Consider the following 15,764-nt stretch of genomic DNA (forward strand, 5'->3'; position numbering starts at 1 on the left):
ATACATATGGTTTAAGGACAGCCACAATCCTCAAGAGTGGGTTCCGCCCTCCGCGGCGCAACCTGCCGAGTCCTAGATGAACGTCTGAGACGAATCGCCGTACACGTGGTCTACAGAAATCATCGTGTACAAAAATGAATTGGAGTTTTTGATGTCAGCACACATCGGTGTTACCGGCCTCGCGGTGATGGGGGCCAACCTCGCACGCAACCTGGCCCGGAACGGCTTCACCGTTGCCCTGCACAACCGGTCCGTGGAAAAGACAGACACCCTGCTAGCCAAGTATGGCGATGAGGGCGACTTCGTCCGCACCGAGACCCTCCAGGAACTCGTTGATTCGCTGGAGAAGCCGCGCCGCGTGCTGATCATGGTCAAGGCCGGCAAGCCGGTCGACTCCGTGATCGAGCAGCTCGAGCCGCTGCTGGAAGCGGGCGACATCATCATCGACGCCGGCAACTCGCACTACGAGGACACCCGCCGCCGCGAGGCTGCGCTCGCCAAGAAGGACCTGCACTTCGTCGGCATCGGTGTCTCCGGTGGCGAGGAGGGTGCCCTCAACGGCCCCTCAATCATGCCGGGCGGTTCCAAGGAGTCCTACGACGCCCTCGGCCCGCTGCTGGAAAAGATCGCCGCGCACGTGGACGGCCAGCCCTGCTGCGCCTGGATCGGCACCGACGGCGCCGGCCACTTCGTCAAGATGGTCCACAACGGCATCGAATACGCCGACATGCAGGTCATCGGCGAGGCCTTCGACCTCCTGCGCTCCGGCGCCGGGATCGAACCGGCCGAGCAGGCCAAGATCTTCGAAGAGTGGAACAAGGGCGACCTCGCCTCGTTCCTGATCGAAATCTCCGCCGAGGTCCTCGGCCACGTCGATGCGAAGACCGGCAAGCCGTTCGTCGACGTCGTGGTGGATGCCGCCGGCCAGAAGGGCACCGGCCGCTGGACGGTCATCTCCGCCCTTGAGCTCGGCTCCCCGACGTCGGGCATCGCCGAGTCTGTCTTCGCCCGGGCACTGTCCTCCCAGGCCGAGCAGCGCGTGCTGGCACAGGAGCTGCTGGCCGGCGGCGAGGCCGCCGTCGAGGTCCCCGAGAGCTTCGTCGAGGACGTCCGCCAGGCGCTCTACGCCTCCAAGCTGGTCTCCTACGCCCAGGGACTGGACATGCTCACCTCCGCGGCCAAGGAATACGGCTGGGACCTGAAGCTGGATGAAATCGCCTCGCTGTGGCGCGGCGGCTGCATCATCCGCGCGGAACTGCTCAAGGAGATCACCAAGGCCTACGCCGCCGCGGAGAAGCCGGCCAACCTGCTCTTCGCCCCGGCGTTCACCAAGGCGATCGCCGAAGTCCTCCCGGCCTGGCGCCGGGTGGTGTCCACCGCGGTGCAGCTCGGCATCCCGGTGCCGGTGTTCTCCTCCTCGCTGGCCTACTACGACGGCCTGCGCCGCAAGCGCCTGCCGGCCGCCGTCATCCAGGGCCAGCGCGACCTCTTCGGGGCGCACACCTACGGCCGCGTCGACGCCGAGGGCACGTTCCACACCCTCTGGGGCGAGGACAAGTCCGAGATCGAGGCAGTCGACACCCACTGACCCACCCCGTTCCGACGCGACGGCCGGCACTTTCCAGATACGCTGGGAGGCGCCGGCCGTCCGTGTTTCCGCACCGCTCCGACCCCAGGAGTTCAGCGCCCAAGGAGTTCAACTCATGCCCCAGCCCGTCGCGTTTGTCACCGGTGCCTCCACCGGCATCGGCTTCGAAACCGCGAAAAAGCTTGCCTCGGCCGGCTTCACCGTCTATGCCGGGGCCCGCCGGGTGGAGCTGATGGAGCCGCTGAAGGCATCCGGGGTCAAGGTGGTTGCACTGGACGTGACCGATGAGGCCTCGATGAGCGCCGCCGTCGGGGACGTGCTGGCCGCGCACGGCCGGATCGACGTCCTGGTCAACAACGCCGGCTACGGGACGTACGGTTCGCTCGAGGAGGTCGAACTGGCTGAGGGCCGGCGGCAGTTCGACGTGAACGTCTTCGGCCTGGCGCGCATGACGCAGCTCGTGATCCCCGCCATGCGGGCCGCCCGTGCGGGCAGGATCATCAACATCTCATCGATCGGCGGCAAGATGTACGAGCCGTTGGGCGCCTGGTACCACGCGACCAAGTTCGCCGTGGAGGGCCTGAGCGATTCGCTGCGGCTCGAGCTCAAGCCGCACGGTATTGATGTGGCCGTCATCGAGCCGGCCGGGACGCAGTCCGAGTGGGGCGCCATTGCGGCGCAGGGGCTGCTGGCCAGCTCCGGAAACGGCCCTTATGCGGCCCAGGCCAAGGTGGTGGCGGCGGCGCTGGGCACCACGGACAACCCCGCAACGTCGTCGCGGCCCGAGCTCGTGGCCGAGGCGATCCTGCACGCAGCGACCGCCCGGCGGCCCAGGACCCGCTACCCGGTGGGTGCCAGCGCCCGCGGGATCCTGCTGCTGCGCCACCTGCTGCCGGACCGGGCGTTCGACGCCGTCCTGTGGAACATCTACAAGAGGTTCCCGGGTAGGGCTGCCTAGATACCGGTTCCGCCCGGTTCCGCCGGGAGCCGGTCCAGAGCCCGGTCTAGATCCGGTATTCGATCAGGTACTCGGCCGGGTCGACGGCGGGCTTCGTCTCGCGCTGCGCGTCGCGGTGCCGCCAGGTGGCCGGCACGCCGGTGACGATTGATTCGGCCGGAGCGTCCTTGACCACCACGGCGTTGGCGCCGACGGCGCTGTCCCGGCCGATGGTGATGGGGCCCAGGATCTTGGCGCCCGCGCCGATCACCACACGGTCCTCGATGGTGGGGTGGCGTTTGATCTTGGCGAGCGAGCGGCCGCCGAGGGTCACGCCGTGGTAGATCATGACGTCCTCGCCGATCTCGGCCGTCTCGCCGATGACCACACCCATGCCGTGGTCGATGAAGAAGCGCCGGCCGATCGTCGCGCCGGGGTGGATCTCGATGCCGGTCAGGAACCGGGCGAGCTGGGAGATCAGCCGCGCCGGGAACCGCAGCGCCGGGTTTTGCCACAGCCGGTGCGTCAGGCGGTGGAACCAGATCGCGTGCAGGCCGGAATAGGCGAAGAAGTTCTCAAAAGAACCTCGAGCCGCCGGGTCGTGGGACCGGGCGGCGTCGAGGTCTTCCTTCAGTCTTGCGAAGAAGCTCACAAAGACCTTTCTGGGCAATCGTGGGTCAGCGGACTTAGCCGCGGATGTCGTCGTACAGCACGGTGGAGATGTAGCGCTCACCAAAGTCGCAAACCACAGCAACAATGAGTTTACCGGCGTTCTCCGGACGCTTGGCGAGCTCCAGGGCCGCCCAGACGATGGCGCCGGAGGAGATGCCGCCCAGGATGCCTTCCTTGATGCCGAGTTCGCGCGCCACCCGGACGGAATCTTCCAGCGTGGCGTCGATGACCTCGTCATAGACGTTGGTGTCCAGGATGTCGGGGACGAAGTTCGCGCCGAGGCCCTGGATCTTGTGCGGGCCCGGGGCGCCGCCGTTGAGGATGGCGGAGTCCTTCGGCTCGACGGCCACGATCTGGACCTCCGGCTTGCGTTCCTTCAGGACCTGTCCGACGCCGGTGACGGTGCCGCCGGTGCCGACGCCGGCGACGAAGATGTCCACCTTGCCGTTGGTGTCGGCCCAGACTTCCTCGGCCGTCGTGCGGCGGTGGATCTCCGGGTTGGCCTCATTGGCGAACTGCTGGGCCCAGATGGAGTTCTCCGTGTTGGCCACGATCTCCTGGGCTTTCTCCACGGCGCCGCGCATGCCCTCGGAACCGGGGGTCAGGACAATCTCGGCGCCGTACGCGCGCAGCATGACCCGGCGCTCGGTGGACATGGTTTCCGGCATGGTCAGGATGACCTTGTAGCCGCGGGCCGCGCCCACCATGGCCAGCGCGATTCCGGTGTTGCCGGACGTGCCTTCGACGATGGTGCCGCCGGGCTTGAGTGCACCGGACTTCTCGGCAGCGTCAACGATCGCGACGCCGATCCGGTCCTTGACGCTGTTGGCCGGGTTGTAGAACTCCAGCTTGACGGCCACGGTGGCGTCAAGGCCTTCGGTCAGCCGGTTCAGACGGACCAGCGGAGTTCCGCCTACCAGCTGGGTTACATCGTCATAGATCGGTGCCATGTATGTATGCCTGTCTTTGAAGAGGGTTGACTGAGGTCAGCCTAACGAGCGCCTACAGGCCCTAGCTAAGCATTAAGCCATGCAGAGTAATATTTCCTCGCCTTGGCCAGCTTGGGGTTAATGATGACCTGGCAGTAGCCCTGCTCCGGGTATTTGGCGAAGTAGTCCTGGTGGATTTCCTCGGCCACATGGAACTGGGGCAGCCGGCTGACCTCGGTGACGATCGGGTGCCGCCACAGGGCCTGGTTCCGCTCGATCGCCTCCTCGAACAGGATCTTTTCCTCGGTGGTCTCGTAGAACATCGAGGAACGGTACTGGGTTCCGACGTCGTAGCCCTGGCGGTTCAGCGTCGTGGGGTCGTGGAGGGCGAAGAACATGTCCAGGATGACCTCGGCGGGAATGACGTCCTCGTCGAACGTCACTGCCACCACCTCGGCGTGGCCTGTGGTCCCGGAACACACAGAGTAGTAGTCGGGGCTGCGGTCATGGCCTCCGGTGTAGCCCGACACGACCGAGCTGACGCCCTTGGTTTTCTGGTAGACGGCGTCGAGGCACCAGAAGCAGCCTCCGCCGAGGACAAAAGTTCTCATGATCTCTTCAATGGTTCGAGGGCCCCGATGATTCCCCACCCACCTTACGAGAGTGTTACGAGTGACCGGGCCGCCCGCGGATAGGGTAAAAATGGGGGTATGGAACCTGTGAACACCGATGTTTCAGCGGAATCCGACCGCCCTGCTGCCGCCGTCGACGCCGGTACCGGCACCGGGGAGGACACCGGCGCCGCGACGCTGGGCCTGATCCAGCTGGCGGTGGAGGAGCTCTGGCCCGAATCCCTGGCCGAGGACTGGGACGAGGTGGGTCTGGTGGCCGGCCACCCGAACGCCGAGGTGCGCCGGGTCATGTTCGCGGTCGATCCGACAATTGACGTGATCGAGGAAGCGATCGACTTCGGTGCCGAGCTGCTCATCACGCACCATCCGCTGCTGCTCAAGGGCGTGACGTCCGTGGCCGCGAATACGGCCAAGGGCAAGGCCGTGCACCGCCTCATCGAGTCCGGGACCGCGCTGCTGACCGTGCACACCAACGGTGACTCCGCCGTCGGGGGCGTTTCCGACGTCCTGGCCGACGCGCTGGGCCTGCAGAACGTGGCCCCGCTGACGCCGGCCGCGAACGGGCTCCCCGAGGAAGGCATCGGCCGCGTCGGTGACCTCGACGAGGTCCTGACGCTGGGTGATTTCGCGGCCCGCGTGTACGGCATCCTGCCCTCGGTGGCCGGCGGCGTGCGTGTCTCGGGGGACCGGGACGGGCTGATCCGGCGGGTGGCTGTCTGCGGCGGCGCCGGCGATTCCCTCTTCGGCGAGGTGCGGGCGAGCAACGCGGACGTCTACGTCACGGCGGACCTGCGGCACCACCCGGCATCGGAGGCCCGGGAGGCGGCGGTCAACGACCGGCCGTACCTGATCGACGTTTCCCACTTCGCCAGCGAATGGCTGTGGCTGCCTGCGGCCGCCGAAGCGCTGGGCAATGTGCTCACCGACCAGGGCCACGACGTCGAGATCCGGGTCAGCACCACTAACAGCGACCCGTGGGACTTCATTCTGACTCCGGGCTAAGCCTGGCGTGCGAGGGGCCCCGGGTGAGCGTAGCGAGGCCGGGGAGTACGCTAGGCGCTAGAGTCTAAGGAGCGCCGGGACGGTGCCCGGCTTCGGCCGGATTGGATTTAGCGGAGGTAAATAGTGGCCAAGGCAGCACCGGCGGAACAGTTGAAGTTGCTCGAATTGCAGGGACTCGATGCCAAGCTCAAGTCCTTGTCCAACCGCCGGCGAAGCCTTGAAAGCGATTCCCGCATCACGGACCTGGAAGCCGCCCTCAGCGTGGCCAACGGTGAGCTCGGTGCCGCGAAGGTGGCCGTCCACGATGCTGAACTGGAGCTCAAACGCTCAGAGGCCGACGTCGAGCAGGTCGCCTCCCGGATCGAACGCGACGAGGCCAGGCTCAACAGCGGCACGGGGCTGTCCAAGGACCTCGTCGCCCTGCAGCGGGACCTCGTCTCCCTGAACAAGCGCCGCTCGGACCTCGAGGACGTGGAGCTCGAAGTCCTCGAACGGCTCGACTCGCTCCGCGCCCGCCAGGCGGCCCAGCAGCAGATTGTCGACGACATCCAGGGCTCCTTCGGCTCCATCCGTGCCGAGCTGGACGAGCAGCTGGCCGAGATCGCCGCCGAAGCCACGGTGGTGCGCGGGCAGCGTGCCGAGTTCGCCGCCGGACTCGACGCCGGAATGCTCGCCGTCTACGAGAAGACCCTGGCCAAGCGTGGCGTCGGCGCTGCCCGGCTCTTCCACGGCACCTCGGAAGGCTCCGGCATGCACCTGAGCCCGGGCGACCTGGCCGAGATCAAGGCCGCGGCCGAGGACGACATCGTGTTCTGCCCGGACTCCGGCTGCATCCTGGTGCGCTCGTCCGAGTGGGCCTAAGCACCCGCCTGCGCGTCAGTTCGGCAGGATGATGTTCAGGGTGTGCGGCTTCCGGGCCGTGCCCTCAACGAGTTCGGCAACCCACTTCTCCGCCGCCGCCTTCTGCAGCTGTGCGGGGGTTTGGGGCGCCTTGCCCCGGCGGCTGAGCAAATGCCGTGCCAGTTCGCCCCGGGTGTGCTTGGCAAAGTGACTGACCACCTTGCGCACGCCGGCGGTCTCGGTGAAGACGTTCACGGCCACCGTCTGTTCCGGCGGGGGAGTCCAGGCCGCGGCGTAGGTGCTGGACCGGCAATCCACTAACAGCTCACCCGTAGTGGCCGCCGCCAGGGCGTCGTTCAGTTGAGGCTTCCAGAATGAGGCGAGCCGTCCGACGTCGGGCAGCGAAGTCCCCATCGACAGCCGGTAGGCGGGCACGCGGTCGGCGAAGCGGATGGCGCCCCACAGGGCAGAGACCACCAGCACCGATTCGTCGGCCTTCCTCCGCTGCGCCGGGGTCAGCGTGTTGTAGCCGAGGGCGTCAAAGAGCACCCCGGAATACACCTGGTGGGCCGGGGCGGCAGGTTCCGCGTGCAGCCGTGTATTGCGTTCGACGTCGGCGCTCAGTGAAGCGCCGACGCCCAGCAGCGCCAGCGCGTCCTCGTGGGCGCTGACGGTGCCGAGCGCCTCCAGGACCTTGGCGCGGGAGCTGTTGAGGGCGGGAAAGCTCAAGGCATCCCAGTCGGCGGCGTCCCCGCGCACAGCGGGAGTCTTGCCCTCGGAGGGCGGCAACAGAATTAGCACCGTACGATCCTACCGGCGGCGCGTGCCGTGGGTTCCGCGGGCGCCACGGTACGCGGCCCGGCGGTGGCGGGTTCAGGCGAGGTTGTGGCCCAGGAATGAGAACACCTCGGGCAGCACGGTCCGCCAGTAGCTGTAGTCGTGGCCGCCGGGCCGGAAACCACCCTCCACGTCGCCCTTCAGCCCTGCACGGTAGGCACGAACCGTGGCGGCAAGCGCGTCCCCTGTGCCGCAATCGATCCGCTTGGGCACCGCCGCGAGCCGGGACCGGAGCGCGAACACGTCATGGGCCGCGAAGTCAGCCGGGCTGTCGAATGCTGTGTCCATGCGTGCGTCGTAGTTGTCCCAGACCGCCGGACTCATGGCGGCGACGGCGCGTATTCCGGGCAGCCGGCCCTGGGAGGCCAGCAGGAGGGAACCGAAGCCTCCCATGGAGAGACCGAAGAGGCCGATCCGGCCAAGGTCGTAGCCCCGCCTGCCCAGGAACGGGACAAACTCCTTCACCAGCATCGACTGGGTGTCGCTGCCGTCGGCGCGGGGGTGCCACCAGGTGTTTCCGCCGTCCACCGCGGCGATCGCGAAGGGCGCGCCGCCGGCGTCGAGGTGCCGTTGGAGGGCCTTATGCGCCGACAAGCCCTCGAACAGTGCCTTGTGGCTGCCGTGGAGTCCGTGAAGAAAGACAGCCACGGGCAATTCGGGCCGCGCGCCGCCGGGCGGCAATTCGGGTGCGGCCAGCGACCAATGGCTGGCGATGCCGGGGCGGAAAGCCGAGACGAACGAACCCGTGCTGGTCCGGACCGTCAGCGCGCCGGCGCGGGCCCGCTGCCCTGACGCCGTCGGGCTGGCTGGGCTGGCTGGCACGGGCGGAGACGTCTCGGGAGGCGCGACGCCCTCTGTACAGGCAGAGAGCGCGGACGCGCCAAGGCCGATTCCTGCCAGCTCAAGCAGCCGGCGCCGGGTCAGGGCAGATTTGTCCATCCCTCGATAATAGGCCCGGGCGGACGCTACGCCGCTTTGATCGGTGGCGTCGTTGTCGGTGCCTCTGGCGTCGCCGTCGCCGTCATCGCCGTCTTGGCCACATGGTCCTCGCGTGCCAGGAAAGCGGCCAGTTCGGCGATGGTGCTCATCAGGGGCGCCGGGAAGACGACGGTTGAGTTCTTGTCCACCCCGATCTCCACAAGGGACTGAAGATTCCGCAACTGCAGGGCGACCGGGTGGGCCATCATCGTGTCAGATGCCGCGCCGAGCGCCACGGCGGCGATCGCCTCTCCTTCGGCCGAAATGATCTTGGCCCGCTTCTCCCGCTCTGCCTCCGCCTGCCGGGCCATCGCCCGCTTCATGCTCTCCGGCAGCTGGATGTCCTTGAGTTCGACGAGCGTCACTTCGACACCCCATTCCAGGGTCATCGCGTCCAGGATTATCCGAATGTCGCTGTTGATGCGCTCAGTCTCCGACAGCGTCTGGTCCAGGCTGTGGCGGCCGACCACTTTCCGCAGGGTGGTCTGGGCGATCTGGTTGATGGCCGCGGCCACGTCTTCGATCGCCACGACGGACTTCACGGAGTCGATCACCCGGTAGTACGCCACTGCCGAGATATCGACGCTGACGTTGTCCTGGGTGATGATGCCCTGTGACTGGATCGGCATTGTCACGATCCGCAGGCTCACCAGCTGAAGCCGGTCCACCACCGGGATGATGAACCGCAGGCCGGGCATCCGTACCGCGACCACCCTGCCCAGGCGGAACAGGACGCCCTGTTCGTACTGGCGCACAATCTTGATCGACATCTTGGCGAGAATAGCCACCAGGACGATGGCCAACAGCCAGATGATGATGGCGGTCCAGTTCATCGGGATCACTCTTTCTTGACTAGCAGGAAACCTGCTTAAATTCTCCCACCGGCAGCCCCGAAAGGCCGTGGTGCGGCTGCGCCGGCCGGGAGAACGTAGAATGAACAGCGGATGGGTTGACCAGGCGGCCGCGCGTCACGCAATTGGCTCGAGGAACGTCCGGGCTCCGCAGAGCAGGGTGGTGGGTAACGCCCACTCGGGGTAACCCGCAGGCCAGTGCCACAGAGAACAGACCGCCTGCGTGCGGCGTGTGCTTGCACACGCCGCAGGGCAGGTAAGGGTGAAACGGTGGTGTAAGAGACCACCAGCTTCCCGGGTGACCGGGAAGGCTAGGTAAACCCCACCCGGAGCAAGGCCAGACAGGACACGTTTGAGGGCTGCTCGCCCGAGTGTTCGGGTAGGCCGCTGGAGGGCGTCGGCAACGGCGTCCGTAGATGGATGGCCGCTACTCCCGCGCCGGCAACAGCGCGGGAACACAGAACCCGGCGTATCGGTCAACCCATCCACCCAACGCCGACAATCTTCGATGAGGTTTGCCGGATCCAGCCGACGTCATTGACCTGGCGGGTCCGCCGGCTGCATCTTGCCCCGCACACCGTCGGTGCGGTTGTGCTGGAGTACCAGGACTCGCCCGTCTGTGGCCACTGACGGGTTGTTGTTCACGACCTGTACCGAGACGAGTTTGCCTTCGTGGTTGAATGCGCCCTCTGCCTCGTAGGTGTAGTTCGCGTCCGTGAGATATCCGGGCTTGAGTTTGTTGACCAAATCCATGAAGTCGGCGCGTGTGTATTTGCTGGAGATCGACAATTTGCCGTTGGAGTCCCAGGCCTGGAAGGTCGGGCTCTCCGACTGACTGCCCTGGATCAGGTAGAAATAGTTGCCGACCCATGCCAGGCCCTGGTTCTTACCGGCGGTCCGCGCGCCGGCCTGGGCGGGGATGGTTGCTATCAGAGCGGGATTGCCGGCCTGCACGCTGGCCCAGTCGTAGACGTAAAAGCTGCTCACCGAAGTGGTGCCGGCGTCAGTTGTTGCCATGTATCTGCCGGACACGTCCGCGCGCCATATACCGTTTATTGGAATGTTGGCACCCTTGGCGCCGGTGGTGTAGTTGTAGACAGCATAGGTGGACGCATTCGCCCGCGCCCCACCGGTTGCCCTGATGATGAAGCAAAGCTGCCCTCTTTCGTTGTAGAACCAGGGCAATGCTTCCGTCCAGCACAGATCTTCGGTTGTGACGATTCTCGACGACTTCCTGATCCCTGCGGGGAGGGTTCGGACGTCAATTCGCAATTCGGTACCGTTCTGGTTTGACACGTAGATTTCCTGTGCGCCCTCGTTGATGGACACGCCTTGCGGCCATGTTGTTTCACCGTTTTCCCGGACGGGGAACTCGCAGAGGAGCGCCACGCTGTCGAGGAGGGCGAGGGGGTCCTGGGTCATCTGGAGCGTGCCACGGTCGGCCGCCCCGGGGACGGTGGGGTCGGCGGCTGCGCCGATTTGTGCCGCCGCGGCGGAGTTGTTCAAGGCTGCGGCCACTGCTGCCAGCGCGGCTGCCAACCAGGCCCGCCGTGTCAAGATCAGCCACTGCGCTGCGCTGAATGGAGTTCCTTGGGGCGATGGCCTCATTTCAGAGCCCGTCATAAGACGTAAGGTACTCTTGAGGTCCCCAGCCGTCTATGGTCTCCGGAAGTCTGACTGGCCGCACGGCTGCATGAGTCGCGCACAAATTTGATCAGGCCACTTATCGGCCTCATTTCCGCAAGGGTGCGCCAGCCGCCCCGTCCGTTCCGCCGTGTGCCGCCTACCGGCGGCTGTGCACGCCAGCCCCGGATGCTTGACATCATGGCCGCGGAACTAACACACTTCAATCAACGCTTCAAGGAGCGGTAGCTTCGGCGATGGTTGAGGAGTCATAGTGCCGGACGATGCTGAGTACGACTATGTGATCGCCGGGGGTGGTACCGGCGGCAGCGTGCTGGCTGGCAGATTGAGTGAAGACCCCTCAGTCCGTGTGCTTCTGCTCGAGGCGGGCAGGTCCGACCGCCATCCCTTCATCCATATGCCCGCGGGCTTCCCGAGATTGAAGGGAGGACCGTACCAGTGGGCGTATAGCAGTGTTCCGCAAAAACACAGCAACGGCCGCAGCATCCCGCTCCCACAAGGCCGCGGGCTTGGCGGCGGCGGGTCCATCAACTCCCAGGTCTTCACCCGGGGCGTGGCTGGGGACTACGACGGGTGGGCCGGGGACTACGGATGTGAAGGCTGGTCCGCCGCCGAGGTGTCCAAGTATTTCATTCGCTCGGAGTCAAACACCAGGCTCTCAGGACCCCACCACGGAACCACAGGGCCGCTCGGCGTCTCTGACCTCCGGCGTCCGCACACGCTCTCGGCGGCATTCGTGCAGGCGGGCCAGGAGTTCGGGCTGCCCTACAACAGCGATTTTAATGGGGCGAAGCAGCTCGGCGTTGGCTTCTACCAGACCACCACCAGGAATGGGCGCCGGTGCAGCGCAGCCGTCGCCTATCTGAAACCCGCGCGCAGGCGGCCCAATCTCACTGTCCGCGTAAACGTGACCGTCTCCAAGGTGGTCATCAAGAATGGCCGCGCCGTCGGCATCCAGGCGATTGAAGGCGGAGTCGCGCGAACCTACGGTGCCCGGCGCGAGGTGCTGATCGCCAGCGGCGCGTTTGGCTCGCCCAAGTTGCTGCAGCTTTCAGGCATCGGCGACCCGGCAGACCTTGCTGCCGCCGGCATCGACGTGATCCACGCCCTGCCCGGGGTCGGGAAGAACCTGCAGGACCACCTTGACCTGGACATCATTTACGAACTCACCGATGACCACAGCCTGGACCGGTTCAATCGGGTGCGCCCGGCGACAGTCCTGGCGGGCCTCGAGTATCTGGCCTTCCGCTCGGGACCGTTCGCGTCCAACCTCGTCGAGGCCGGTGGCTTCAGCTACGCCAACACAGATGAGAAGACCCCGGACCTGCAGTTCCACTTCCTGCCCGCGGCGAGGTCGGAGCCGGGCATTGCGTCGCTGCGGCCCGGATTCGGGGCAACGCTCAACTCGTACTTCCTGCGCCCCCGCAGCCGGGGGACAGTTCGCGTCGCGTCCTCGGATCCCACAATGACACCGCTCATCGATCCGGATTTCCTGGCGGATGACTACGATCTGGAGATGACGATCGCCGGGGTGCAGCAGAGCCGGCAGATCATGGAGCAGTCATCGATGGCGGCGTTCATCCAGAAGGAGCACATCGGCGACGGCTCCCGGGTGGCAACCCGCGACGAGTACGTGAATTTCGTGCGCTCCTACGGGCGGACCTCGTACCACCCGGTCGGCACTTGCGCCATGGGTACCACCGACGATTCCGTTGTCTCCCCGCGGCTGAAGGTCCACGGGCTGGAGGGATTGCGGGTCGTTGACTCCTCGATCATGCCCCGGCTGGTCAGTGCCAACACCCAGGCACCCACCATCATGATCGCGGAAAAGGCCGTCGACATGATCCTTGAGGACGCGGCGGGGCTGACGCCCGGCGCGGATGGTTTTGCCGACTTCGACGTGGCCCCGGACAGTGTGTGAGTCAATTCACGCGCAACAGGCACCCCACCCTGGCTGGCCGCCCTTAGAATTGATGGTGAACGTAGAAGTTCTGCCGCCGGGTCTGCGTTCGCAGCCGGCGGTTTTTCTTTGCGCTCGATGAGGCGCCCGGGGTGGACCGAATCCCCGCCGGTGCCCGGTACCGGACACCCTCCGGCGGCCGACTTCCCCCTACGAGGACGTAGGGGGTGGATTCTAGGAAGGTAGTTCTGTGAGCCAGACGTCAGATTCTTGTCTTGATACGTGGATGGGCCGTGAGGCACTCGCCGAGGCGATGATCCCCGTGATCGGCCGGCTGTACCGCGAGAACAATGTGGTGACCTCCATCCACGGACGCAGCCTGATCAACAAGTCCACCATGAATATCCTCAAGGCCCACCGCTTCGCCCGCCGGATGAGCAAGGAAGAACTGCGCCTTGAGGAGACGGCCCCGCTGCTGGAGGCCCTGACCAAGCTGGACCTCGGCGCCGCGGCGATCGACATTGCCCGCCTCACCGAGAAATACCGCGCCGAGGGCGACGGCGCCAGCCTGGATGAGTTCCTCCGCGCCGAACTCGCCGAGGTTGTCGGCAAGCGCGGCGGCGACGACCGCACCAGCACCGACGTCGTCCTCTATGGCTTCGGCCGCATCGGCCGGCTCCTGGCCCGGCTCCTGATCGAAAAGGCAGGCGGCGGCCACGGCCTGCGCCTGCGTGCCATCGTGGTCCGCCGCGGTTCCGACAACGACCTTGCCAAGCGCGCGAGCCTGCTGCGCCGCGACTCCGTCCACGGCTCCTTCGAAGGCACCATCAAGGTTGACCTCGAAAACGACACCATCACGGCCAACGGGGTCCAGATCCAGGTCATCTACTCGGACAACCCCTCCACAGTGGACTACACCGCCTACGGCATCCACGATGCGCTCGTCGTGGACAACACGGGCCGCTGGCGCGACGCCGAGGGCCTGTCCCAGCACCTGTTGAGCAAGGGTGTTGCCCGCGTTCTCCTCACCGCACCGGGCAAGGGCGAGTTGAAGAACATCGTGCACGGCATCAACCACGGCACCATCGACGACTCGGACACGATCGTCTCGGCGGCGTCCTGCACCACGAACGCCATCACCCCTGTGCTTAAGGCGATCAACGACCGCTACGGCGTGGTGCACGGCCACGTGGAGACGGTCCACTCCTTCACGAACGACCAGAACCTGATCGACAACTTCCACAAGGGCGACCGCCGTGGACGCTCTGCCGCGCTGAACATGGTGATCACCGAGACCGGTGCCGCCAAGGCCGTGGCCAAGGCCCTGCCGGAACTGCTCGGCAAGCTCACGGGCAGCTCCATCCGCGTCCCCACCCCGGACGTCTCGCTGGCCATCCTGAACCTGAACCTGGAGAACGGCACCACCAAGGACGAGGTCAACGACTACCTGCGGGAAATGTCGCTGCACTCCGAGCTGCGCAAGCAGATCGATTACATCGATTCGCCCGAGGTTGTCTCCACGGACTTCGTCGGCTCACGCCGGGCAGGCATCGTCGACGGCCTGGCCACCATCTCCAACGAGAAGAACCTCGTCCTGTACGTCTGGTACGACAACGAGTTCGGCTACAGCTGCCAGGTGGTCCGCGTCATGGAGGAAATGGCCGGGGTCAACCCGCCGTCCTTCCCCGCCAAGGACGCTGCGTCCATCCTCGAGGCCGCAGGGCTGCCCGTCGAGGTCTAGTCAGGGCGAATGTCCCTGACCGGGACATGTTCCTCCTTTCCCGGCCGATGCACTGGAATCGGCCGGGAAAGGGAACCACAATGGAGCCATGGAACCGAACCCGGCTGTTGAACACGAGACCACCCTGGAACACGCGCTGGACGTCGCGCGGAGCAACGCGAAAGAAGCGAAGCGGCTGCTGGACGACGCCCTCGTCAAACGCCAGTCCGGTGAAGTCAACGACGACCGGGTGACCCAGCTCCAGGGCCTGCTGGATCTGGCCAACGAAGACCTGAAACGGGTCACACGGGAGCAATAGGCCCCCGCGTTCCGCCACCGGTCCCCAACACTGTGGACAACCGCCCGAGTGGCATGGCGTCCGCATAGGCTCAGGGCGTGCAGCCAAAACGCCGCGAGCGGCCGCCCACATGACCGTCACCTGGATGGATTTCCGCCGCGCCCGCCGCCACTCCCGCCAGGCCTGGATTCTCCTGGCCGCGGCCTGCCTGGCCGTCCTGGGCGGTCTGGTCTGGTTCTTCACGGCTGGCCAGTTTGCCGCCGCGGAGCCGCAAATCGCCGGCCCCCGCGAGGCCCCCGTCATTGCCCGAGGGTGGATGAACGCGGTGGACGCCGTCCGGGCCGTGCCGCAGGGAAGCGCTGCCGGCGTGCTCGACACCCTCGCGGTCAAGGGACGGTCGGCGAAGAACAACTATGACCGGGGCGCCTTCGGCCAGGCGTGGCTCGACGTCGACCGCAACGGCTGCGATACGCGCAACGACATCCTCCGCCGCGACCTGGCGGCCGCCGAATTCGTCAGTGGCTCCCGCTGCCAGGTGGCCGGCGGCACGTTCCAGGAACCGTACACCGGCCGCATGATCGTGTTCCGGCGCGGCGCCGAAACCAGTGCTGCGGTGCAGATCGACCACGTCGTGGCGCTGGGGGACGCGTGGCAAAAGGGCGCCCAGCAGCTCACCTCGCAGCAGCGTGAACATCTGGCCAACGATCCGCTCAACCTGATCGCCGTCGACGGTCCCGCCAACCAGGACAAGAGTGCCTCCGACGCCGCCACCTGGCTGCCGCCAAACAAGGCTTTCCGCTGCCACTACGTCGCCCGCCAAATTTCGGTCAAGGCGGCCTACCGGCTGTGGGTTACTGCGGCAGAGAAGGAGGCGATGAAACGGATCCTGGCCTCGTGCCCAGCGCAACAGACGATCGTGCCGCGCTGACGCGCCCG

Annotated in this window: 15 protein-coding genes and 1 other RNA gene; 9 read left to right on the forward strand and 7 right to left on the reverse strand. The window is 66.2% G+C overall.

The window, feature by feature from the left end; translation table 11 throughout:
* The first annotated feature begins 151 nt into the window (after window positions 1–151).
* Window positions 152–1,588 (forward strand): NADP-dependent phosphogluconate dehydrogenase, encoded by a 1,437-nt coding sequence (gene gndA, locus AC1DN2_RS01875; RefSeq protein WP_018773415.1) that lies wholly within the window; start codon window positions 152–154, stop codon window positions 1,586–1,588.
* 115 nt (window positions 1,589–1,703) lie between these two features.
* Window positions 1,704–2,546 (forward strand): oxidoreductase, encoded by an 843-nt coding sequence (locus AC1DN2_RS01880; RefSeq protein ID WP_476848983.1) that lies wholly within the window; start codon window positions 1,704–1,706, stop codon window positions 2,544–2,546.
* Between the two features lie 46 nt (window positions 2,547–2,592).
* Here AC1DN2_RS01880 and epsC read toward each other — a convergent pair whose 3' ends face one another.
* From epsC to msrA, 3 genes are all read right to left on the reverse strand, one after another.
* On the reverse strand, window positions 2,593–3,177 hold the full coding sequence (gene epsC, locus AC1DN2_RS01885; protein ID WP_018773413.1) for a serine O-acetyltransferase EpsC: 585 nt from the start codon (window positions 3,175–3,177) through the stop codon (window positions 2,593–2,595).
* Between the two features lie 34 nt (window positions 3,178–3,211).
* Window positions 3,212–4,147, reverse strand: coding sequence for a cysteine synthase A (gene cysK / locus AC1DN2_RS01890; protein WP_459385078.1), 936 nt, complete (start codon window positions 4,145–4,147; stop codon window positions 3,212–3,214).
* Between the two features lie 65 nt (window positions 4,148–4,212).
* Complete coding sequence (msrA, locus tag AC1DN2_RS01895) at window positions 4,213–4,737, reverse strand: peptide-methionine (S)-S-oxide reductase MsrA (RefSeq protein WP_476848984.1); 525 nt, start codon at window positions 4,735–4,737, stop codon at window positions 4,213–4,215.
* A gap of 99 nt (window positions 4,738–4,836) precedes the next feature.
* Between msrA and AC1DN2_RS01900 the strand changes: the two genes are divergently transcribed.
* Both AC1DN2_RS01900 and AC1DN2_RS01905 read left to right on the forward strand, forming a co-directional pair.
* On the forward strand, window positions 4,837–5,760 hold the full coding sequence (locus AC1DN2_RS01900; protein ID WP_476848985.1) for a Nif3-like dinuclear metal center hexameric protein: 924 nt from the start codon (window positions 4,837–4,839) through the stop codon (window positions 5,758–5,760).
* 123 nt (window positions 5,761–5,883) lie between these two features.
* Window positions 5,884–6,621 (forward strand): zinc ribbon domain-containing protein, encoded by a 738-nt coding sequence (locus AC1DN2_RS01905; protein WP_243177190.1) that lies wholly within the window; start codon window positions 5,884–5,886, stop codon window positions 6,619–6,621.
* 15 nt (window positions 6,622–6,636) lie between these two features.
* Here AC1DN2_RS01905 and AC1DN2_RS01910 read toward each other — a convergent pair whose 3' ends face one another.
* The 3 genes from AC1DN2_RS01910 to AC1DN2_RS01920 all read right to left on the reverse strand — a co-directional run bounded on the left by AC1DN2_RS01910 (window position 6,637) and on the right by AC1DN2_RS01920 (window position 9,248).
* Window positions 6,637–7,401 carry a YaaA family protein gene (locus tag AC1DN2_RS01910; RefSeq protein WP_476848986.1) on the reverse strand — a complete coding sequence of 255 codons (765 nt, stop codon included), beginning with the start codon at window positions 7,399–7,401 and terminating at the stop codon, window positions 6,637–6,639.
* 72 nt (window positions 7,402–7,473) lie between these two features.
* Window positions 7,474–8,376 carry an alpha/beta hydrolase gene (locus tag AC1DN2_RS01915; RefSeq protein WP_476848987.1) on the reverse strand — a complete coding sequence of 301 codons (903 nt, stop codon included), beginning with the start codon at window positions 8,374–8,376 and terminating at the stop codon, window positions 7,474–7,476.
* Between the two features lie 26 nt (window positions 8,377–8,402).
* Window positions 8,403–9,248 carry a slipin family protein gene (locus tag AC1DN2_RS01920; protein WP_476848988.1) on the reverse strand — a complete coding sequence of 282 codons (846 nt, stop codon included), beginning with the start codon at window positions 9,246–9,248 and terminating at the stop codon, window positions 8,403–8,405.
* 112 nt (window positions 9,249–9,360) lie between these two features.
* On the opposite strand from AC1DN2_RS01920, the gene rnpB reads away from it, so the two are divergent.
* Window positions 9,361–9,754, forward strand: an RNA gene (rnpB, locus tag AC1DN2_RS01925) — RNase P RNA component class A.
* Window positions 9,755–9,800: 46 nt separating this feature from the next.
* Here rnpB and AC1DN2_RS01930 read toward each other — a convergent pair.
* Entirely contained in the window at window positions 9,801–10,889 is a 1,089-nt protein-coding gene (locus AC1DN2_RS01930) for a hypothetical protein (protein ID WP_476848989.1), read from the reverse strand.
* 274 nt (window positions 10,890–11,163) lie between these two features.
* Here AC1DN2_RS01930 and AC1DN2_RS01935 point away from each other — a divergent pair, with 274 nt between their 5' ends.
* The 4 genes from AC1DN2_RS01935 to AC1DN2_RS01950 all read left to right on the forward strand — a co-directional run bounded on the left by AC1DN2_RS01935 (window position 11,164) and on the right by AC1DN2_RS01950 (window position 15,756).
* Complete coding sequence (locus AC1DN2_RS01935; protein WP_476848990.1) at window positions 11,164–12,831, forward strand: GMC family oxidoreductase; 1,668 nt, start codon at window positions 11,164–11,166, stop codon at window positions 12,829–12,831.
* A 229-nt stretch (window positions 12,832–13,060) separates the two neighbouring features.
* A complete protein-coding gene (locus AC1DN2_RS01940) occupies window positions 13,061–14,551 on the forward strand; it encodes a glyceraldehyde-3-phosphate dehydrogenase (RefSeq protein WP_476848991.1) in 1,491 nt (496 codons plus the stop codon).
* A gap of 88 nt (window positions 14,552–14,639) precedes the next feature.
* Entirely contained in the window at window positions 14,640–14,849 is a 210-nt protein-coding gene (locus AC1DN2_RS01945; protein ID WP_018773403.1) for a hypothetical protein, read from the forward strand.
* A 109-nt stretch (window positions 14,850–14,958) separates the two neighbouring features.
* The gene (locus AC1DN2_RS01950; RefSeq protein ID WP_476848992.1) at window positions 14,959–15,756 is read left to right on the forward strand and encodes an HNH endonuclease family protein; all 798 of its coding nucleotides are present in this window, start codon (window positions 14,959–14,961) and stop codon (window positions 15,754–15,756) included.
* Window positions 15,757–15,764 lie beyond the last annotated feature (8 nt).

The organism is Arthrobacter sp. 01L42 (assembly GCF_056400005.1).

Bases quoted from the DNA above. Each gene is read 5' to 3' on its own strand.
- gndA (WP_018773415.1), top strand. From the start codon at position 152: ATGTCAGCACACATCGGTGTTACCGGCCTCGCGGTGATGGGGGCCAAC.
- AC1DN2_RS01880 (WP_476848983.1), top strand. From the start codon at position 1,704: ATGCCCCAGCCCGTCGCGTTTGTCACCGGTGCCTCCACCGGCATCGGC.
- cysK (WP_459385078.1), bottom strand. From the start codon at position 4,147: ATGGCACCGATCTATGACGATGTAACCCAGCTGGTAGGCGGAACTCCG.
- msrA (WP_476848984.1), bottom strand. From the start codon at position 4,737: ATGAGAACTTTTGTCCTCGGCGGAGGCTGCTTCTGGTGCCTCGACGCC.
- AC1DN2_RS01900 (WP_476848985.1), top strand. From the start codon at position 4,837: ATGGAACCTGTGAACACCGATGTTTCAGCGGAATCCGACCGCCCTGCT.
- AC1DN2_RS01915 (WP_476848987.1), bottom strand. From the start codon at position 8,376: ATGGACAAATCTGCCCTGACCCGGCGCCGGCTGCTTGAGCTGGCAGGA.
- AC1DN2_RS01920 (WP_476848988.1), bottom strand. From the start codon at position 9,248: ATGAACTGGACCGCCATCATCATCTGGCTGTTGGCCATCGTCCTGGTG.
- AC1DN2_RS01930 (WP_476848989.1), bottom strand. From the start codon at position 10,889: ATGACGGGCTCTGAAATGAGGCCATCGCCCCAAGGAACTCCATTCAGC.
- AC1DN2_RS01945 (WP_018773403.1), top strand. From the start codon at position 14,640: ATGGAACCGAACCCGGCTGTTGAACACGAGACCACCCTGGAACACGCG.
- AC1DN2_RS01950 (WP_476848992.1), top strand. From the start codon at position 14,959: ATGACCGTCACCTGGATGGATTTCCGCCGCGCCCGCCGCCACTCCCGC.